Origin of the sequence: Microbacterium sp. UBA1612, assembly GCF_002321605.1 — a bacterium.
In the GTDB taxonomy this organism is placed as follows: Bacteria; Actinomycetota; Actinomycetes; order Actinomycetales; family Microbacteriaceae; genus Microbacterium; species Microbacterium luteum.
Map to the genome: position 1 here is coordinate 188,495 of NZ_DCMW01000023.1, position 19,662 is coordinate 208,156.

19 protein-coding genes are annotated in these 19,662 nt (G+C 69.8%); 14 read left to right on the plus strand and 5 right to left on the minus strand.

The window, feature by feature from the left end:
• The first annotated feature begins 14 nt into the window (after positions 1–14).
• The 5 genes from B3S45_RS10575 (at position 15) to B3S45_RS10595 (ending at position 6,695) form a co-directional block, all read left to right on the plus strand.
• Positions 15–1,838 carry a glycoside hydrolase family 15 protein gene (locus B3S45_RS10575; protein ID WP_286720509.1) on the plus strand — a complete coding sequence of 608 codons (1,824 nt, stop codon included), beginning with the start codon at positions 15–17 and terminating at the stop codon, positions 1,836–1,838.
• Positions 1,828–2,841: an SMP-30/gluconolactonase/LRE family protein gene (locus B3S45_RS10580; protein ID WP_286720511.1), complete on the plus strand. Its 1,014-nt coding sequence runs from the start codon at positions 1,828–1,830 to the stop codon at positions 2,839–2,841. The genes B3S45_RS10575 and B3S45_RS10580 overlap by 11 nt, the downstream gene beginning before the upstream one ends.
• Before the next feature lie 32 nt (positions 2,842–2,873).
• Complete coding sequence (locus tag B3S45_RS10585) at positions 2,874–3,674, plus strand: SDR family NAD(P)-dependent oxidoreductase (RefSeq protein WP_286720513.1); 801 nt, start codon at positions 2,874–2,876, stop codon at positions 3,672–3,674.
• A gap of 10 nt (positions 3,675–3,684) precedes the next feature.
• Positions 3,685–4,881: an NAD(P)/FAD-dependent oxidoreductase gene (locus tag B3S45_RS10590; RefSeq protein ID WP_286720514.1), complete on the plus strand. Its 1,197-nt coding sequence runs from the start codon at positions 3,685–3,687 to the stop codon at positions 4,879–4,881.
• Positions 4,882–5,072: 191 nt separating this feature from the next.
• Complete coding sequence (locus tag B3S45_RS10595) at positions 5,073–6,695, plus strand: sensor histidine kinase (protein WP_286720516.1); 1,623 nt, start codon at positions 5,073–5,075, stop codon at positions 6,693–6,695.
• A gap of 635 nt (positions 6,696–7,330) precedes the next feature.
• On the opposite strand, the gene B3S45_RS10600 is transcribed toward B3S45_RS10595, so the two are convergent.
• Positions 7,331–7,720, minus strand: coding sequence for a hypothetical protein (locus tag B3S45_RS10600; RefSeq protein WP_286720518.1), 390 nt, complete (start codon positions 7,718–7,720; stop codon positions 7,331–7,333).
• Positions 7,721–7,838: 118 nt separating this feature from the next.
• Between B3S45_RS10600 and B3S45_RS10605 the strand changes: the two genes are divergently transcribed.
• The 3 genes from B3S45_RS10605 to B3S45_RS10615 all read left to right on the plus strand — a co-directional run bounded on the left by B3S45_RS10605 (position 7,839) and on the right by B3S45_RS10615 (position 10,478).
• The gene (locus B3S45_RS10605; RefSeq protein WP_336510675.1) at positions 7,839–8,396 is read left to right on the plus strand and encodes a MarR family winged helix-turn-helix transcriptional regulator; all 558 of its coding nucleotides are present in this window, start codon (positions 7,839–7,841) and stop codon (positions 8,394–8,396) included.
• Positions 8,393–8,575, plus strand: a complete 183-nt coding sequence (locus tag B3S45_RS10610; protein ID WP_286720519.1) for a hypothetical protein — start codon at positions 8,393–8,395, stop codon at positions 8,573–8,575. Before B3S45_RS10605 ends, B3S45_RS10610 begins: the two co-directional genes overlap by 4 nt.
• 91 nt (positions 8,576–8,666) lie before the next feature.
• Positions 8,667–10,478: a glycoside hydrolase family 35 protein gene (locus B3S45_RS10615; protein ID WP_286720521.1), complete on the plus strand. Its 1,812-nt coding sequence runs from the start codon at positions 8,667–8,669 to the stop codon at positions 10,476–10,478.
• 18 nt (positions 10,479–10,496) lie between these two features.
• On the opposite strand, the gene B3S45_RS10620 is transcribed toward B3S45_RS10615, so the two are convergent.
• Positions 10,497–11,483, minus strand: a complete 987-nt coding sequence (locus B3S45_RS10620; protein ID WP_286720523.1) for a TerC family protein — start codon at positions 11,481–11,483, stop codon at positions 10,497–10,499.
• 195 nt (positions 11,484–11,678) lie between these two features.
• Between B3S45_RS10620 and B3S45_RS10625 the strand changes: the two genes are divergently transcribed.
• Positions 11,679–12,677 carry an NADP-dependent oxidoreductase gene (locus B3S45_RS10625; RefSeq protein WP_286720525.1) on the plus strand — a complete coding sequence of 333 codons (999 nt, stop codon included), beginning with the start codon at positions 11,679–11,681 and terminating at the stop codon, positions 12,675–12,677.
• Positions 12,678–12,697: 20 nt separating this feature from the next.
• Here B3S45_RS10625 and B3S45_RS10630 read toward each other — a convergent pair whose 3' ends face one another.
• From B3S45_RS10630 to B3S45_RS10640, 3 genes are read right to left on the minus strand one after another with little or no spacing between them, the layout of a single operon-like run.
• Positions 12,698–13,618 carry a hypothetical protein gene (locus tag B3S45_RS10630; RefSeq protein WP_286720527.1) on the minus strand — a complete coding sequence of 307 codons (921 nt, stop codon included), beginning with the start codon at positions 13,616–13,618 and terminating at the stop codon, positions 12,698–12,700.
• A 6-nt stretch (positions 13,619–13,624) separates the two neighbouring features.
• Positions 13,625–15,259 carry a polysaccharide biosynthesis tyrosine autokinase gene (locus tag B3S45_RS10635; protein WP_083336627.1) on the minus strand — a complete coding sequence of 545 codons (1,635 nt, stop codon included), beginning with the start codon at positions 15,257–15,259 and terminating at the stop codon, positions 13,625–13,627.
• 57 nt (positions 15,260–15,316) lie between these two features.
• Positions 15,317–15,907 (minus strand): low molecular weight phosphatase family protein, encoded by a 591-nt coding sequence (locus B3S45_RS10640; RefSeq protein ID WP_071045564.1) that lies wholly within the window; start codon positions 15,905–15,907, stop codon positions 15,317–15,319.
• A 51-nt stretch (positions 15,908–15,958) separates the two neighbouring features.
• Here B3S45_RS10640 and B3S45_RS10645 point away from each other — a divergent pair, with 51 nt between their 5' ends.
• The 5 genes from B3S45_RS10645 to rpsI all read left to right on the plus strand — a co-directional run bounded on the left by B3S45_RS10645 (position 15,959) and on the right by rpsI (position 19,659).
• Positions 15,959–16,777: a CPBP family intramembrane glutamic endopeptidase gene (locus B3S45_RS10645; RefSeq protein ID WP_286720530.1), complete on the plus strand. Its 819-nt coding sequence runs from the start codon at positions 15,959–15,961 to the stop codon at positions 16,775–16,777.
• Positions 16,778–16,998: 221 nt separating this feature from the next.
• A complete protein-coding gene (locus B3S45_RS10650; RefSeq protein WP_071045565.1) occupies positions 16,999–17,529 on the plus strand; it encodes an LPXTG cell wall anchor domain-containing protein in 531 nt (176 codons plus the stop codon).
• A 125-nt stretch (positions 17,530–17,654) separates the two neighbouring features.
• A complete protein-coding gene (locus B3S45_RS10655) occupies positions 17,655–18,284 on the plus strand; it encodes a CPBP family intramembrane glutamic endopeptidase (protein WP_286720533.1) in 630 nt (209 codons plus the stop codon).
• Positions 18,285–18,703: 419 nt separating this feature from the next.
• Positions 18,704–19,150: a 50S ribosomal protein L13 gene (gene rplM / locus B3S45_RS10660; protein ID WP_194383664.1), complete on the plus strand. Its 447-nt coding sequence runs from the start codon at positions 18,704–18,706 to the stop codon at positions 19,148–19,150.
• Positions 19,151–19,176: 26 nt separating this feature from the next.
• Complete coding sequence (rpsI, locus tag B3S45_RS10665; RefSeq protein ID WP_071045568.1) at positions 19,177–19,659, plus strand: 30S ribosomal protein S9; 483 nt, start codon at positions 19,177–19,179, stop codon at positions 19,657–19,659.
• Positions 19,660–19,662: the final 3 nt, after the last annotated feature.

Below are 19,662 nucleotides of genomic sequence, written 5' to 3' on the forward strand. Positions count from 1 at the left end.
CTAGCGTGGGGCCCATGCACGACACCTCGCCGGACCGCCCCGCGCCGGCTCCGGGCGTCGACCTGCGCACCTACGCGCCGATCGGCGATGGGCGCACGGTCGCCCTCGTCGGCCGCAACGGGCGCGTCGACTGGATGCCGTTGCCCAACCTCGACTCCACGCCGGTGTTCGCCCGCCTGATCGATGACGCCACCGGCGGGTGCATCGACCTGGAACCCGTCGAGGCCTACACCGTTCGCCGCCGCTACGTCGCGAACACCAACGTGCTCGTCACGACGTTCGACACCGCATCCGGTCGAGCCCGTGTCACCGACACGATGGTCACCGGCGTCGCCGGCCGCCTCCCGTGGGCCGAGCTCGCCCGCCGCATCGACGGCGTGAGGGGGACGGTGGAGTTCGCGTGGGCCGTGACCCCCGGCACCCGGCTGCAGACCGCGGGGCCGTGGCTGGAGCACGTGCGGGATCGGCGCATCCTGCGCGTGGGTGCGACCTCCCTCGCCGTCGACGGCGAGAACCACGACCCCTCCGATGCCGACGACATCGACGGGCGTCCGGCGATCTCCGGCCGCTTCACGACCGGCGAGGGATCCCGCCACCTGCTGGTCATCTCGGCCACCGACGGCGAGCCGCTGCACTTCCCGGTGCCCGGAAACGTGCAGCGAGGCATCGATCGCACCGTCGACCAGTGGCGCCTGTGGTCGCGAGAGTTCGGCTACAGCGGCCCGTGGGCGGGCGACGTGCAGCGCAGCGCCCTCGCCCTGAAGCTCCTCGTCTACGCTCCCACCGGCGCCATCGCGGCGGCGGCGACGACCTCGCTCCCCGAGAGCGCACGCGGCGGCAAGAACTGGGAGTACCGGCTCGCGTGGGTGCGCGACCTCGCCTACACCGCCCGTGCGCTGGTGCGGTTCGGGCTGCGGGAGGAGACGCACGCGTCGATCTCGTGGCTCGTGCGCACCATCCGCGAGCAGGGGCCCGACCTGCACGTGATGTACGACCTGCGCGGCGGCATCATCGACGGCACGCAGACCTTCGACGTGGCCGGATGGCGCGGCATCGGCCCGGTCGTCGCCGGAAACCCCGCCAACGACCAGCTGCAGCTCGGCGTCTACGGCGACCTCTTCTCGATCTGTCGCACCTACGTCGACGCCGGCAACGTGCTCGACACCGCGACCGGCCGGCTCCTCGCGAACATGGCGGACCGCACCTGCGACGTGTGGCGCAATCCCGACTCGGGCATGTGGGAGCTCGACGACGTGCAGCACTACACGTCGTCGAAGATGGGCTGCTGGCAGGCGCTCCGCGACGCGGTGCACCTGGCCGAGCTCGACGTCATCCCCGGAGAGCCCGAGCGCTGGCGCACCGAGATGGCCCTCATCGAGGCGTGGGTGCACGAACACGGCTGGTCCGACGATGCCGGGGCGTACGTCATGCATCCCGGCACCTCCGACCTCGACGCGTCGGTGCTGCTGCACGCCGAGAGCGGCTTCGACCGCGGCGAGCGGATGTCGCGCACCATCGACCGGCTGACCGCCGAGCTCGGTGCCGGCCCGCTGCTGTATCGCTACACGGGAATGGACCGCGAAGAGCACACCTTCGTCGCGTGCGCGTTCTGGCGCGCGAGCGCGCTCGCCTGCGTCGGACGCCACGAGGAGGCGCTCGCCGCGATGGACGACCTGGTCTCCCGCGGCAACGACGTCGGCATCTTCGCGGAGATGATCTCCGAGGACGACGGAGCCTTCTGGGGGAACCTTCCGCAGGCGCTCAGCCACCTCGCGCTCATCAACGCCGCTCTCACGATGGAGCAGCTCATCCCCGCGGAGGTGCTCGGTGACCGCTGAGATCCGGGGTGAGGTCGAGGTGTTCCGATCGCTGAGGTCGGTGCTCGTGGAGAGCATCTTCTGGGATGACCGCACGGGCGAGGTCGTGTGGGTGGACATCACCGCCGGAACCCTGCACCGCGGCCACCTCGACGGTGCGGTGGACGGCTCGGACGACGTCGTCGTCGCGCTCCCGGTGCCGGTGAGCGCCGTGCAACCCGCGCAGGGCGGGGGCTTCGTCGCGGCGCTGAAGGATCGCGTCGTGCTGCTCGGGCCCGGCGGCACCGTGGTGGATGAGCCCGCGAGCGTGACGCATGCCCATGGCGGCATCAGGTTCAACGAGGGCAAGGTCGACCCGTACGGGCGGTTCGTGGTCGGCGCGATGGACGTCTCCGTGGGCGACCCCGATGCCGGTCTGTATCTCGTCGACGCCGACGGCCGGCTCGACGTGTTGCTCGGGGGATTCGGGGTGGCCAACGGGTTCGAGTGGTCTGACGACGCACGCGAGATGTACGTCACCGACACCGCGACGCAGACGGTGTACCGCGGGTCGTATGCCGCGGGTACCGATCCGCTCGGCGAGCTGGAGCCGTTCCTGGTCGGGCACGCCTCCGACGGGCTCGCCCTCGACACCGACGGACGGTTCTGGAACGGCGTGTACGGCGGGGGCGAGGTGCTCTGCTGGTCGCCGGACGGCGAGGTCCTCGCGCGCATCCCGATGCCGGCGCCGAACGTGACGTCGGTCGCCTTTGCGGGCCCGGATCGCGACCAGCTGCTCGTCGGCACGGCGCGCGAGAACCTCACGGAGGAGGATCTCGAGGCGTCGCCGCTGAGCGGATCGATCCTGCGGATCCGCACCCGCGCGACCGGGCGCCCCGTGCACATCTTCGGTGCCCCGGTCGTTGAGCGAGCGGAGTCCGTTCCGATGCTTGAGCGAGCGGAGCCCGTTCCGGTCGTTGAGCGAGCGGAGCCCGTTCCGGTCGTTGAGCGAGCGGAGCGAGACGAAACGCACCCCGCACCCTGACCTGCCACACCATCGACAGAAAGGCATTCGACATGGACCTTGGAATCACCGGCAAGAAGGCCCTCATCACCGGCGGAGACTCCGGCATCGGCTGGGAGACGGCGCGCATGCTCCTCGCCGAAGGCGCGATCGTCGTGCTGAGCGACAAGGATCAGAGCTCCCTCGACGAGGCGGCGGCGAAACTCGATGCACCCGACGGTGCGCTCTTCGCCTACGCCGCCGACGTCACCGACACCGCGGACCTGGCCGAGCTGCACCGCAAGACCTCGGCGGCGGTCGGCGCCATCGACATCCTCGTCCAGTCGGCCGGGGTCACCGGCGCGCAGGGCCTGTTCCACGAGATCGACGACGAGGGGTGGACCTCGACCATCGACATCGACCTCCACGGACCTGTGCGTCTCGTGCGCGAATTCCTCCCGGATCTCCGCACGGGCGGATGGGGCCGGCTGATCTTCCTCGCGTCGGAGGATGCGGTGCAGCCCTACGACGACGAGCTCCCGTACTGCGCGGCCAAGGCCGGCATCCTCGCCCTGGCGAAGGGCCTTTCGCGCTCGTACGCCCGGGAGGGGCTGCTCGTGAACGCGGTGTCGCCCGCGTTCATCCACACGCCCATGACCGACGCGATGATGGAGAAGCGCTCCACGGAGCTCGGCACGTCGTTCGACGAGGCCATCACGTCGTTCCTCGACGAGGAGCGTCCCTACATGGAGCTGAAGCGCCGCGGTGAGCCGGCCGAGGTCGCCGCCGTGATCGCCTTCCTGTGCTCCGAGCACGCGTCGTTCGTCAACGGCGCGAACTACCGGGTCGACTCCGGCTCGGTCGCCACGATCTGAGGAGGTACCCATGGGCGATGACATCCAGACCTACGACTACCTGATCATCGGCGGCGGGATGGTCGCCGACGCGGCCGCGCGCGGCATCCGCGAGCGCGACACCGCCGGCACCATCGGCATCCTCAGCGCCGACTCCGATGAGCCGTACACGCGGCCGGCGCTGTCGAAGAAGCTGTGGACCGATCCTGACTTCACCTGGGACCAGGTGCCGCTGAACACCGTCGCCGACACGGGCGCCGAGCTGTGCCTGAACACCCTGGTCACCCGCATCGACCGGTTCTCGCGAGCCGTAGAGACCGACGACGGGGAGCTCGTCGGCTACCGGCGCCTGCTGCTCGCGACCGGGTCGACGCCGCGCACGATCCCGGCGCCCGAGGGCGATGACCGCATCCTCGCGTTCCGCTCCGCCGAGGACTACCGGCGCCTGCGCGAACTCGCCGGACGGGTCGGGCGCATCATCGTCATCGGCGGCGGATACATCGGCACCGAGATCGCCGCGGCGCTCGCACAGAACGGCGTCGAGACCGAACTCGTCTTCCCCGACGCGACGCTCGGCGCCTCGCAGTTCCCGCCCGCGCTCGCCGAGCGCTACGAGAAGCTGTTCGTCGACGGCGGAGTCGAACTCCAGCCCGGGCGGCGCGTCGAAGAGATCCGCGCCGAGGGCAACGTGCTGCACGCCGTGCTCGACGACGGGCAGGAGCGCGCCGGCGATGCGGTCGTGATCGGGCTCGGCGTCGATCCGGTCGTCGACCTCGCGGTGGCGGCGGAGCTCGCCATCGACGACGGCGTGCTGGTCGACGAGCACCTTCTCACCAACGACCGCTCCATCTGGGCCGCGGGTGACATCGCCGAGTACCCTGATCCGATCCTCGGGCGCACGCGGGTCGAGCACGTCGATAACGCGAACGAGATGGGGGAGGCCGTGGGGCGGTCGATGGCGGGTGAGGAGACGCCGTATTCGCACACGCCGTACTTCTATTCGCAGGTATTCGGCACGCGCTGGGAGGCCGTGGGCACCGTCGACGCCTCGTGCGACCCGCTGACAGTAGACCTCGGCGACGACCGCGCGGTCGTGTACTACCGCGACGAGTCCGGCGCGCCGGTGGGCGTGCTGCTGTGGAACGTCGAGGATGCCCGCGACCTCGCGCGCGCGGTGCTCGTGGACCGGGAGACGTCCGAGGACGCGCTGCGCGCCCGCATCCGCTGACGCGGATGTTTCGTCTCGCTCCGCTCGCTCGACGACCGGGAGCTGGTCGTTGAGCGAGCAGCGCAGCGACGAGACGAAACGGGGGTGGGGTGGCGCCTCTCGGTCGTTGAGCGAGGAGCGCAGCGACGAGACGAAACGCTCACGCGTGTGGAAGCTGTGAATCCGGAACGTTTCACGCCAGAGTGGTCGTTATGCCCTCGATGCTGGAGGATCGCGACGTGCGGTGGCGCATGCGCGCCCTGGTCCGCGGGCAGCTGCCCTTCCTCCTGGCGGTGCTGTACCTCGTCGTCGCGCTCGCCGTCGCGGCTCCGCACCTCCTGGGTGCGCCCTGGGTCGACGTCGGCTTCGGCATCATCATCGTCGCCACGATCGCCGGGGTCGCGATCCCGTGGGAGCGGCTCGCCGCCTGCTGGCTCGCGGTCGTGCCCATCCTCGACATCGTCGCCGTCGGTTTCCTCCGGGCCGATCTGATCGCGACTTTCGGCTGGGTCGGCGGCCTTGCCCTGCTGCCGATCCTGTGGCTGGCCTACGGGTTCGCGTGGTACGCGATCTTCGGTGCCGTCATCGGAGCGGTCTTCATCACGCTGTTGCCGTATCTGCTCGACCAGGCGCCGCCGGGGACCGCGCAGGAGTGGTTCAACGTTCTCGGCCTCCCGATGCTCAGCGTCGGGATCGGCGTCGTCGCGATGCTCGCCTCGCAGCGCCTGCGGCGGAGCGCCCGGGCGACGCGCGAGGCCCTCCAAGCATCGCGAGACGGGGAGATCCTGCTCGCCGACGTACTCAACACGGTCAACGCCGCGGTCGTCCACTTCGACGCCGACGGTCGACTCGTCGCCGCCAACGGCCACGCGGCGCGGCTTTCGGCGCTGGCCGGCATCGACCTCGCCGCGCCGCCATACATTGCCAGCGCCGTCTTCGACGCTGATCGCGTCACGCCCGTGCCGCCCGACCGGCAGATCGTGCCACGCGCCCTGCGTGGCGAGGAGCTCGACGACGGCATCTCGTGGATCGGCCCTCCCGGTCAGCAGATGGCGGTCGTCGCCTCCGCCCGTCGCGTGCGTCGAGACAACGGTGAGCTGCTCGGCACGGTCTTCATCGCGTACGACGTCACCGACATCGCGCACGCCGCCGAACTGCGCGAGCAGTTCCTCGAGACCGTCTCGCACGAGCTGCGCACCCCGATGACCGGCATCCTCGGGTTCCTCGACCTGCTCGAAGAGGAGACACCATCCGATGCCGACAAGCAGCGCGAGTATCTGGCCGTCGTGCGTCGCCGCAGTGCCGACCTCATGGACCGCGTCCGGGAGATGCTCGCCGCGGCCGAGTCCGACGCGCCTCTGCGACTGGGCACGGTGGATGTCGCCGCACTCGTGGACCGCGCCGTCGCCGTCGTCGAAGACGCCCACCCCGAGGCGGGACGCCGCATCACCGCGGCGGCGCCGCAGGAGGTGCTTGCCACCGTGGACGGTGCCCGCCTCAGTCAGGCGGTGCGGGAACTGCTGGTGAACGCGGTGAAGTTCGGTGACCCGGGAACACCGATCGCCGTCGAGCTCGCCGTCGACGGTGACCACGCCCGCATCGCCGTCGCGAACACCGGGCCGGACATCTTGCCCGAGGAGCAGACGCGACTCTACGACCGCTTCTACCGAACCCCGCAGGCGATGTCGCGGGCTATCCAAGGGTTCGGGCTCGGGCTCACCGTCGTCGCCGCCACAGCGCACGCGCACGGGGGAGAGGTGCACGTCGCGAGCGGCTCCGGTCGCACCGTCTTCACGCTCGAGGTGCCGATCGCACCCGCGCCACCGTCGACGTGAATCGAGCGGCTGAGGGACGCCGGGCAGCGAGCAGATTGCTAGCGCGATTCGATCGAATCGTCAAGGCCCTCTTGCGCGCCCATCGGCGGGCGGATGATTGACGAGCAGGGCACGAAACGATCTCCATCGGCAGTTCGGGACGTCGCCGGCGCATCCGATTCTCTCCCAGTGCTCGGATGACGGCGACGAATCTGCCGCCTGCGGGAAGCCGTGGTCAGCGACCTTGGGGAAGGCACGCGCACATCACGGATTCCGGGCTCCTCGTCATCGGGTAGGCGAGGAGCCCCTCCGTGCGCGCATCGGGAAGGGTGATCCCCTCGGTGCCGCTGCTGGGGGGAGGGGGTGGCGACGTCGCCGAGGGGACCACCACCCAAACGCCGGCCATCCCCAGAGTTGGGCACGGGTTTGGCGAGAACCGCTCCGCCGTGGTGCGCGGCGGAGAGTGCGAGGTTCGGGCGATCGACAATCTATCGAGTTCGCGGGCCGGCATCAATACGTTCGTGTATCTCGTTTTCGCCGATCGGGGCCGCCGTCCCGGTGCAGACGAAAGCGGCCGGCGCGCGGAGTGGGGGAACTCCGCCGCGCCGGCCCGGGGGGCACTCGAAATCAGGGTGCCCCGGCGTCAGGTCGAGGTGTCAGGCTGCGACCGTGGTGCGGGCGCGCACCGGGGTGCGCCGTGCCGCGGAGCGCATCTGCGCCGGCGCGGGGGTTTCGGTGACGGAGGGGATCTCGTCGTCGATGTCGACGGTGAGGCCGGCCGAGGAGTTGGCCATCTCGGCCATGTGCTTCAAGACGGGCTGGTTCAGCTTCTCCGGCTCCGCCGAGTCGAAGACGAAGCGGAGCGGAATGGCCGGCTGCAGCCACAGCGTCGTGCGCCCGGGCTGCTGCCCCTGGCCGTGCTTCCACGACAGGGTGAAGCTCTCGCCTCGGCGCAGCTTGGTGCCGACGATCACCTTGATGTGAGCAAGGAGACGGTCGGGGAGCTCGATCGGATCGACGGCGTTCGAGTAATAAAGGTGTCCCATGAGATTCCCCTCCAGGCTCGTGTGGATTACTATGTGAGTAACTCTTACGTATTTTTACTAGTTTGTCTAGTTACTTCGCAAGGAAGGACCCGATCGGTCGCACGGAGAGGAGGAAGCGGTGAAGACAGCACGAGACATCGAGCGGAGCGAATCCGCTCCCGTCCGACCAGCGGTGAGATCGACGGTGGACCTCGCCGGGTACTGGTACGAAGCCGACCTCGCCGAAGCCAGAGCGCGGTCTCGAGCGGTGCTGGAGGCGCTGCGTCTGTATCGCGCCGCCGAGATGGCGATGCGGCGGCGCACGCGCGAGTCCATGGCGATGGGCGAGAACGAGCTTCTCGTCCTCAGGTACCTCATCCGCAAGGGCGACGCCCTGGTGCGGCCCGTCGAACTCGCGACGTATCTCGGGGTGTCGACGGCATCGATGACCGCTCTGCTGGACCGGCTGGAGAAGTCCGGACACATCACGCGGGTCGCCAATCCCGAGGACCGGCGCAGCATCTTCGTGCGCGCGACCGCGGTGACCGATGACGAAGTGCGCGGCACGCTCGGTGAGATGCACGAGCGGATGTACGCCGCCGTCGAGGGCATGACCGCCGCGCAGGCCGATGCCGTGATCGGATTCCTCACACGCATGTCCGCGGCGGTCGACGGCGTGGCGGTGGAGGCGCGGTGATCTACGTGCTCGTCGGAGGACCGCGCGACGGCCAGTACGTCGACGACGTGCCGCGCGGCTACCGACCTGACCCGGCGGAGGCGTCGAGCTCGCCGTACGACGCGATCGAGGGGTTCGATCTCATCCGAGCCGTGTGGTACCAGTCCGACCCGGCTCGACTTCGCGCGCTTCTGGACTGACCTCGCGGCGGTATCCGCTCGGCGGCGATGAATCGATATGATCGCCGGGGCCGCGGCGTCCGCCTCGTCGCGCGGGAGGCACCACACAGCGATGACGACGTTCGAGATCGGCGACACCGACTTCCTGCTCGACGGTGAGCCCCACCGCATCCTCTCGGGCACCATTCACTACTTCCGCGTGCACCCCGACCAGTGGCGTGACCGCGTGCGCAAGGCGCGTCTCATGGGGCTGAACACCATCGAGACGTACATCGCCTGGAACGCCTACGAACCGGTGCGCGGCAGGTGGGACCAGACCGGAGCACTCGACGTCGGTGGCTTCCTCGACATCGTCGCCGACGAGGGGATGCACGCCATCGTGCGGCCCGGCCCCTACATCTGCGCCGAGTGGCACAACGGCGGCCTGCCGGTATGGCTCACCCGGATGCGCGATGTGCGGCCGCGTTCGAGCGACCCCCGCTACCTGGAGCCGGTGGTGGACTACCTGCGGCGCGTCTACGACATCGTCACGCCCCGGCAGATCGACCGCGACGGCACGGTCGTGCTTGTGCAGATCGAGAACGAATACGGCGCCTACGGCAGCGACGAGGCCTACCTCGCCGAGCTGGTGCGGATCACGCGCGAGGCCGGGATCACCGTGCCGCTGACCACCGTCGATCAGCCGCAGCCGCACATGCTGCGGGGCGGAAGCACCCCCGGCGCGCACCTGACGGCGTCGTTCGGGTCGCGCAGCGCCGAACGCCTCGCGACACTGCGCCGGCACCAGCCCACGGGCCCGCTGATGTGCTCCGAGTTCTGGAACGGCTGGTTCGACTGGTGGGGCGGTGTGCATCACACCACCGCCACCGCCGCGAGCGCGCACGACCTCGACGAACTGCTCGCCGCGGGAGCATCCGTGAATCTCTACATGTTCCACGGCGGCACCAACTTCGGCGCAACCGCGGGTGCGAACGACAAGGGTCGTTACAAGCCCCTCGTCACGTCGTACGACTATGACGCACCCCTGGATGAGAGCGGTCATCCGACGGAGAAGTATCACGCGTTCCGCGAGGTGATCTCCCGGTATGCGCCGGTTCCCGACGAGCTGCCGCCGGCGCGTCCGGCCGCGCCGGAGATGACGGTGGCGCTCGCTCCGGCCGGCGTGCGGATGCCGTGGATCGACCCGGTGGCGTCGGCGCAGAGCGTGAGGCCGTTGACCTTCGACGAGATCGACGCGCTGACGCCGGTAGTCGCCTACGAGACGGTCCTGCCCGATGACGCGTTCCTCGACGCCGACGCACTGCCGCTCGTGTTCGACGAGGTGCGCGACCTCGCGTGGGTGTCGGTCGACGACCGCCCGGTCGGACGCATCTCCCGCACGCTCGGAGAGCGGGCGCTGGCGATCCCGGCCGGCCGCCGCCTGCGCGTCGTGGTCGAGGACCAGGGACGCGTGAACTACGGATCGCGTCTCGGCGAGGCGAAGGGGCTCATCGGCTCGGCCCGCCTCGGGGCGACCGAGCTGACCGGATGGACCGCCACCGCCGTCGATGTCGACGCGCTCGCGTCCGCGGCCGCATCCTCGTTCCTCGTCGGGGCGGAGGCGGGCGATATCGCCGCGTCCGTTTCGCCCGGTGAGGCGGGTGCGGCATCGCTGGCCGGACCGATCGTGCTCGTGGGAGAGTTCGACGCCGTGGGCGGGGTCGACCTGTTCCTGGACACCGCCACGTGGGGCAAGGGATTCGCGTTCGTGAACGGATTCCCGCTCGGTCGCTACTGGCAGGTCGGCCCGCAGCGCACCCTGTATGTGCCGGGATCGGTCGTGCGGAACGGCCGGAACGTCATCGTCGTCATCGAGTGGGAGCAGGTGGTCGCCGCTGAGGCGCGTTTCGTCGCCGAGCCCGGCCTCGGTCCGCTGGAGGAGTGACGACGCCGGCGGTGCGGGTCACCCCGCGTCGATCTCGGCGCGGCGGTCGGCGCGGGTCTTCAGCAGGCTCGCCGCCGTCGCCACCGCGATCGTGGTGCCGATGAACACCAGGGAGAACCAGATGGGGATCTCCGGCGCCCACTCGACGCCCTCACCGCCGTTGATGAACGGCAGCTCGTTGACGTGGAGCGCGTGCAGCAGCAGCTTCACGCCGATGAAGCCCAGGATCACCGCCAGCCCCTGCGCCAAGTAGACCAGGCGCTCGAGCAGGCCGCCGATGAGGAAGTACAGCTGGCGCAGCCCCATCAGGGCGAAGGCGTTCGCGGTGAACACGATGTACGCCTCTTCGGTCAGCCCGTAGATGGCGGGGATCGAGTCGACCGCGAAGATCAGGTCGATGAAGCCGATCGCGACGATGGTGAGAAACATCGGCGTGACGAAGCGGCGCCCGTCCTTGACGACGGTGAGGCGATCCCCGTCGTAGGCGTCGCTGACCGGAAGGTGGCGCCGCACGAAGGTCATGAAGCGTCCGTTGGCGGGATCGTGGTCGTCGCCGGCGAACGCCTGACGGTAGGCGAGCACCAGCAGCAGGGCGCCGAAGAGGTAGAAGATCCACGAGAAGTTCGCGATCAGGCCGGCCCCGATCGCGATGAACGCCCCGCGCAGGATGAGGGCGATGACGATCCCGATCATCAGCACCTTCTGCTGGTAGATCTTCGGCACCGCGAAGCTCGTCATCAGCAGCAGGAAGACGAACAGGTTGTCGATCGACAAGGCCTTCTCGGTCAGGTACCCGGCGAAGTACTCGCCGCCGTACGTCCAGCCCGCCACGGCGCCCAGGCCCACGCCGAACAGCAGCGCAAGACCGATGTAGAACGCCGACCAGCGCGCGGCTTCGCCGATCGAGGGCTCGTGGGGCTTTCGCACGTGGGCGTAGAACTCGTACACGAAGAACGCGACGGTCACCGCGAGGGTGATGATCCAGACGAGCGGAGTGACGGACATGGGGGCTCCAGACGAGAGACGACGGCTGACGGGCCAAGGTCTCTTCCGGTCCGATCGGACCCGGTGGATGCGGAACGCACCGTCGCGTCCGTCATGACGCACCCACCGCAGACGGGAGTACTCCCCTTGCGTCCGACCATCATACGGGTGCATCCGGTCGCGGGCGTCATCCGGAATACCTCTGCGGAGGTCGCCATGAAAACCAAGAAGTCTCCCACCGCATTCGCCTACCGCTACACCCGCTACGGGGACGCCGACGTGCTCGCGCGGCATTCGTTCCCGCTGCCGGGGCCCGGCCCCGACGAGGTGAGCGTCGAGGTCATCGCCGCGGGCATCAACCACATGGAGGTGTTCCTGCGCAACGGCCGCGAGGAGACCTGGGCCGACGACCCCTGGCCGCGCGGCTCGGGAAGCGACTTCGCGGGTATCGTGACCGCGGTCGGCGAGAACGTGTCGTCGATCCGCGTCGGTGCGGATGTGGTCGGTCACGTGCGCACCGGCGCCCACGCCAGCCACCTCAACGTTCCCGCGGACCAGGTCGTGTCCAAACCCGGCGGCGTGGACTGGGAGACGGCCGGCGGGCTCTACCTCGCCGGTGCGACCGCGCTGGAGATGCTCGAGGACCTGAGGATCGGGCCCGACGACACGCTGGTGGTCACCGCCGCCGCCGGCGGCGTGGGAAGCATCCAGGTGCAGCTCGCGGCGCATCGGGGCGCGCGCGTGATCGGCACGTGCGGTTCCCGCAACTTCGACTACCTGCGACAGATCGGCATCACGCCGGTCGAGTACGGACCCGGCATCGTCGAGCGCATCGAGAAGGCCGCTCGCGGCGCGAGGGTCACGGCCTACATCGACAACTTCGGCAAAGAGACAGAAGACGTCGCCGGAGCGCTGGGCGTGCCCGCCGAGCGGTATCGCTCCAGCGAGGACCGGCGCGAGGTCGAACTCGCGCTGCTGCGCGATGACCCCGACTCCGTGGCGCACGGCACCGAGCGGCTGCGGCAGATCACCCGTCTGGCCGGTATCGGCGCCTTCCGGCTCCTCGTCTCAGGTCTCTATCCGATCGAGGACATCGTCGAGGCCTACGAAGACCTGCACAAGCTCCACTCGCGGGGAAAGGTCGTCCTCGCTGCGCATCCGGTCACGACCGCTCGCACCCTGCGTGCCCGCGAGTTGCACGAGTCGATGCCCTGACCGGCGACGGATGCGTCCGGTCAGCCGCTGATGGTCGTGAGTGTCTCGCCCGCCCACACCGCGGTGCCCTCGCCGGTGACGGCGATGGCGGTCGGTGCGGTCACGTCGGCCTCGTCGGCGCATCCCGCGGCGGCCGGCTGTGCGGGGTCGGCGCCGGCGAAGCGGGTCAGCGCGATGCCGGCGCAGTCGGCGGCGACCCCCGCCACGATGACGTCGGCGCCGTCGACGGCGACAGCGGCGGCGCCATCGGTCTCGAGCGTCGTCCAGGTCACTCCGTCGGCGTCGAGCACCCAGGCCTGCGCGTCGCACACCAGCGCCACCACGTCACCGGCGGCGCGAAGGCCGCGTGCGTCGGCGCACGGCGCGTCGATCGCACCCGACGGCAGCTCCACCACTCCGGCGTCGGCGGGGGAGATGTAGCGCGCCGCCGACAGCACGAGATCGTCGTACGGCTCCCAGAACGCCCCCTGCGTAAAGGTGCGCCAGCCCTGGGTCTCGCAGCCCTCGCCCACGGCGACGACCATCTCCGCCTCGGTCTCGGCGAACGCGTCGAGTGCCGCCACCGCGGTGATGTCCCGGTAGCGGCCGGTCACATCCGTCCACGACTGACCGCCGTCGTCGGATCGTTCCACGAGCGGCTCATCGCCCCCGCAGATCCCCGCGGTGGAACGCCACCAGACGCCGGAGCCGATCGACAGGAAGCGATCGTCCTCACGCGCGGCGACGGCGACGTCGGGCGAGGTCTCGGTCGGCGTCGGAGACGCGGACTCCACGCCGAGGCTGAACGTGGGGACCGGCGCCGCGCTCTGAGCGCCGCCGTCCGGGTTGGCCCGGTCGTACGCGATGTAGGCGACGGCGCCGACGACGATCGCGAGTACGACGACGAGCGCGACCGCGCCCCACTGGGCACCCGCCGGCGTGCCCGATCTTCCCCCGGCCATCGCAGGCTACGGGGCGGACGGGCGCCAGGCGGAGTCATCCTCCGGCGCTTGCTCGGGCGCGGCGTTCGCGGCCTCGGCGCGCGTGGCCGGAACCGGGGGCGTGGCCGTCGATCGGCGGCGCGGCGCGGCATCGGCGGTGGCATCCGGCGCGGTCTGGTCGGCGGCATCCGGTGCCGCGAGCCCGAAGAAGCTCTCGTCCATCGGAGCCGCCTCGGTCTCGGGCTCGACGGGAGCGGGACCGGGGGTACGGCGCGTGCCGCGCTTCTTCTCGGGCTGCTCGCGGTAGCCGTACCCGTAGCCGTATCCGGCGCCGTAGGCGTAGTACGAGTCAGGGCCGCGCGTCGGGACCATGGTCAGCGCGACACCGGCGATCTTCGCCCCGACCGTGCCGAGGGCGTCGACCGCGCCGCCGAGCTGGTGGCGGTTCGTGCGTCCGGCGGCGACGATCACGATCGCGCCCGATGTGGATTTGGCGAGGATGGCGCCGTCGGTCACCGGCAGGAGCGGCGGCGCGTCGCACAGCACCACGTCGAAGTCGCGCTCCAGCACGCTGAGGAGGGTTTCCATCTGCTTCGATCCGAGCAGCTCGCTCGGGTTCGGCGGGATCTTCCCGGCCGGCAGCACGTACATGCTGCGGTGACCCCACGGCAGCATGACGTCGCCCACCCGCGCCCGGCCGATCAGCACGTCGGTCAGGCCCGCGCCGCCCTCGATGCCGAGGTACTCGGCGACCTTCGGCTTGCGCAGGTCGGTGTCGAGCAGCGCGACGCGCTTGCCGGCATCCGCGAGGGCGATCGCCAGGTTGATGGTCGTGGTCGACTTGCCCTCGCTGGGCACGCTCGAGGTCACGACGAAGCTCGAGCGGCCCTCCATGTCGAGGAACTGCAGGTTCGTGCGCATGGTGCGGAACGACTCCGCGCGCGGGCTGAGCGGATCGGCGTGCACGATGAGCGGACGCTCTTTCGCCTTCGGGTCGAAGGCGATGGCGCCGATCAGGGGCGTGTCGGTGACCAGCTCGACGTCGCGCGGCGTGCGGATGCGCGTGTCGACGACCGAGCGGAGCACGGCGACACCGACGCCGATGGCCAGGCCCACCAGGGCGCCGAGCGCGAGGTTCAGCGGCACGTTGGGGCTCGAGGGGCTGAGCGGCGGGATGGCGTCTTCGACGCGCGTGAGGCGCACCGGACTCGTCTCGGCGCCGGTGGTGTTCTCGATCGACTCGACCGCCGACGACAGGCTCGCGCCGAGCGCGTTGGCAATGTTCGCCGCCTGCACCGGGTCGGGATCGGTGACGGTGATCGTCACCAGCTGCGTGTTGAGCGGGTTCGAGGCGGCGACCTTCGACGACAGGGAGTCCGACGTGACACCGAGGCCGAGCTCCGCGATCACGGGGTTCGTGACGATGGGCTTGGTGACCAGTTCGGCGTAGGTGGTCATGCGGGACTGCGTGAAGTTCGCGCCCTGCTGCAGCTCAGACACGCTGAATCCCGACTGCGTCGACACGAAGACGGTGCTCGAGGCCTCGTACTGCGGTTCGCGGGTGAGGGAGTACGCGGCGGCGGTGCCGACGCCCAGGAGCGTCGCGATCACGATGATCAGCCAGTTCTTGCGCAGAATGCGGATGTAATCGGTGAGCTCCATACTGGCGCCAATCCTGCCACAGCCGTTGTTACAGCCGATGACGCGGCGTGAGTCGATTCATGACGGGGCAACCAGCCGCACGACGCGCACGACGGCGTCGATCGCGGGAACGAGCTGTGCCGCCGACCGCTGGTACACGCTCCACTCCTGCCGGTACGGGTCGACGACGTCGTCGTCGTTCGGGTCGGGCGGTGGGGGGATGAGGCCGCGCCGCGCCGACAGCACCTCGGCCGCGGCCCGCAGCCGCTGGCCGGCGTCGGTTCCGGCGTCCGCAGCGGCGGCGAGCAGGTCGTCGTCGGAGGTGACGGCGGAGAGACGGGCGAACTCGCGCGCGGTGAAGGTGTGACGCAGCCGCGAGGGGGCGAGTTCGGCGATCTCGCGGCGGTGCTCGCGGGTCATCGTGATGATGAGGTCGGGGGAGGAGAGGTGCGCCTCGTGCAGGAACCTCGACCGGTGCGCCGCGGACACCTCCGCCGGCACTCCCAGGTGCTGCGCGAGGTAGGCGGCCTCCCGTGTCATCTCGGCGGCGGGCAGTCCTCGCGTGCCGGCGCTCGTCACTGTGGCGCCGGGCAGGCGCGTCTGCAGCAGCTGCGCCGCGAGCGGGGAACGACAGATGTTGCCCGTGCAGACGGTGATGAGCTCGACCAACCAAGTCTCCTCGCGTACCTCAGATCCGGGCGGCCCCGGTAGCGTGTTCGCGTGCCCGCCCACTCTAGCGACGACACCGCGTCGACCGCCGCGCTCATCGAGGAGCTCCCGGCTCCCGACGGAGAGCCCACGCGGCGGAGCCGTTCGCGCCGTCGCGAGCGTCGCACCGACTGGCGGCTGGGGGGACGAACGGTCCGTCGGTGGCGGGAGTGGGTCCTGGCCGCCGCGCTCGCCGGCCTCGGTGTCGGCGTGCTCGCGGCGACCGCCGCATCCCTTCTCTGGCCGACGGCGTGGGGGTCGGCGGCGGCCATGGCGCTGCTGTGGCTCGGCATGCTCGCGCCCGTCGTGTTCGCGCTCACCCGCTCGCGCCCGGTCGGCCTGCTGCGCCTGCGCACTGTCGATCTGCTCTTCGGTGTGGCGCTCGGGCTGATGCTTCGGCTGTTGCAGGGATGGCTCGCCGCCGCAACCGGCGGCGACGAGGCCTTCCCTCAGCTGGAGCGGCTCGGCGGGCAGCTGCCGGACGGGTGGGTGTTCACCGACGTCGTCGCGCCGGTCGTCGTCGCCCCGCTGGTGGAGGAGTTCTTCTTCCGCGCGGTCGTGCTCGTCGCGCTCTACACGGTGCTTCGTCGCCCGTGCGGGAAAGCTGTAGCGGGGACCGCGGCGGTGCTGTTCTCGAGCGGGCTGTTCGTCGTGGTGCACGGGCTGCTCGGTGAGCTCGCCGTCGACCAGGTGGTGTCGATCGGGCTGCTGGGCCTCGTGTGCGGCGCTCTCGTGATGCTCACCGGGCGCATCTGGGCCGCCGTGCTCACCCACGCGGTCTTCAATGCGGCGTGGGTGGGGCTGGCCCTCGCGGGCACCGCGCTGGGGTGAATTCGCGGTCTGCGCAGACCCGCCGCCGGCACATTCGTTTACAGGACGTTTACGCAGCGAGTTTGGTCAGCGAGTTCCCAGGCTCTAGCCTTGAGGTACATGAGGGGGTAGCCTCTCGTATACACAGCAGTCACACAGGTAACTTCAGCCACTCGTCGGGCGGGGGTCTGCAGGCCGCTTCCTCGAGAATATTGCCGCCACTCGGAACTGTTGGGAGTCCCGTGTTCAAGAAGTCTTTCGCTGCGCTCGCTATCGCCGGCGCGCTCGTCCTCGGTGGTTCGGCCGCCGCAACCGCCTACACCCCGTCGGGTGGCGCCGTCTCCGACCCGGTCATCGCGCCGGGCCAGTCGACCATCATCACCTTCACGGGCCTCGAAGCCTACGACCAGGTCGTCTTCACCATCACCGGCCCGTCAGGCGCTTCGCTCACCTCGATCGCCTACGCCGCATCGGGTGACACCGTCTACTCGGTCACCAAGGATGTCGTCGACGGCTCCGCTTCCGCCACCTTCACGGGTGGTGGCGCGGGCACCTACGAGGTCGTCCTCACCGACACCGACGGCAACGTCATCGCGACCACCGAGATCACCGTGACCGCCGACAGTGACTCCGACTCGGACTCGGGTGAGCTGCCGGCCACCGGTGGCGACGTCCCGATGGGCGCCATCTGGCTCGGTATCGGCGCCGTCGGCCTCGGCGGCATCGCCGTGACCGCTGCGGCTGCTCGCCGTCGCGCCTCGCAGAACAGCTGACGCTCTCTTCGAGCGACACCATGACGGAAGTCCCGGGTTCACGCCCGGGACTTCCGTCATTTCGTTTTGACCGCCCGTGGTCGGCGCTCGGGGTCGCCGGCGCGGGGTTGATCGCGACGGTGATCGTGATCGCTCTGTCATCGTCCTGGCGAACTGCGCTCACGGGGTGGCCGGCGTGGGCGGTGTCGCTGGTGGACATCGTGCTCATCAATGCGCCGATGGCGCTCGCCGTCTTCGGCGCCGCTCGCATCGGCGCCTCCCGCTCGGAGGGGCTCAGCGCGCGCGGAAGGATCGAGACGCGCGGGATCGACGTGCTGCTCGGTCTGTCGCTCGCGGTGATGATGCGCGGGCTCGTCGAGCTCATCGTGCCGACGACAGGGAGCCTCGGCGGAGCGACACTGGATGCCGGCGCCCTCGAGACGGTCGTCGGCGTCGCCGTGCTCATCGTCGGCTATGTGGCTGTATCGCCCATCGTCGAGGAGCTGTTCTTCCGCGGTCTCATCCAGCGCGCGACCACGCAGATCGGCGGGGGAGCCTGGCTCTCGCGGATCGCGGCGATCGCCGTGACCACGGCCCTGTTCGTCTTTCTGCACGTCGGGACGATCGGGGTCACGCCGACGTGGGCGATCTTCGTCGCCGGAGTGATCGTGGGCCTCGGATGCGGTGCTCTGGTAGCCGCGACCGGACGCGTGACCGGAGCCGTCGTCGCGCATGTCGGTTTCAACGGGAGCGGTGTCATCCTGCTCCTCGTGTAAGTCATGGTGGAATCCTGCGCACGCGTTGCGGAAGCGCCCTTGATAACGCCTATGCCGCGGCGTTGAATGTGAGTGTCGGATTGCTGCTGGGGAAGGTTGCAACTCCTGACATACACCCCAATCGCTGTTGACTGGGTTCAGCGGCTCGGGGGCGCCGCGAAGCGCACCGAGCCGCTCCGTCTTCGGGGGTCGACGGCGGCAGGGTTGCGCCCAACCGCAACCCTGCCGACCTCGACGCGTCGCGTGTTTGCTGATCCGCCCACCATGCCGTAGTGTTGAACCTTGGTGTCTGCGCCCTGCTGGCACGGCACCGCGAACGTGAGCCCTCCACCCGGCCTGTTCACCCGGCATCCGCCGCGGAACGACCACCGGAGCGGGATTCACGAACCTCTCCGTTCGATCAAGAAAGCAGCACTATTGTGACGCGCACGTACACCCCCAAGGCTGGCGAAGCTCAGCGCGAGTGGCTCGTCATCGACGCCACCGACGTCGTTCTCGGCCGCCTCGCCTCCCACGCCGCGGCCCTGCTCCGCGGCAAGCACAAGCCGACCTTCGCTCCCCACGTCGACATGGGCGACTTCGTCGTCATCGTCAACGCGGACAAGGTGGCCCTCACCGGTCAGAAGCTCCAGAAGAAGATGGCCTACCGCCACTCCGGCTACCCGGGCGGTCTGAAGGCCGTGTCGTACGAGGAGCTTCTCGAGAAGAACCCCGTCCGCGCCGTCGAGAAGGCCGTGCGCGGAATGCTCCCCAAGAACAGCCTGGGCCGCCAGCAGCTGTCGAAGCTCAAGGTGTACGCCGGCGCAGAGCACCCGCACGCCGCGCAGCAGCCCCAGACGTACACCCTCGACCAGGTCGCCCAGTAAGCGCCGCCTCAGACAAGGACACACTCGTGGCGAACATCCAGGACACCGCAGACATCTCCAACTTCTCGACCGAGACCCCGGCCGACGAGGCCGTCGTGGCCACCGAGCGCCCCGTGCTCTCGGTCCCCGGCGCCGCCGTCGGTCGCCGCAAGCAGGCCATCGCCCGCGTGCGGCTGATCCCCGGCTCGGGAACCCTCACCATCAACGGCCGTGCGTTTGAGGACTACTTCCCGAACAAGCTGCACCAGCAGCTGGTCACCGACCCGTTCACCCTCCTCGGCCTCGAGGGCGGCTACGACGTCATCGCACGCATCCACGGCGGCGGCCCCTCGGGCCAGGCCGGTGCGCTCCGCCTCGGCATCGCCCGTGCGCTGAACGAGATCGACGCCGAGAACAACCGTCCGGCGCTGAAGAAGGCCGGCTTCCTCTCCCGTGACGCGCGCGTCAAGGAGCGCAAGAAGGCGGGACTCAAGAAGGCCCGCAAGGCGCCGCAGTACTCGAAGCGCTGATCG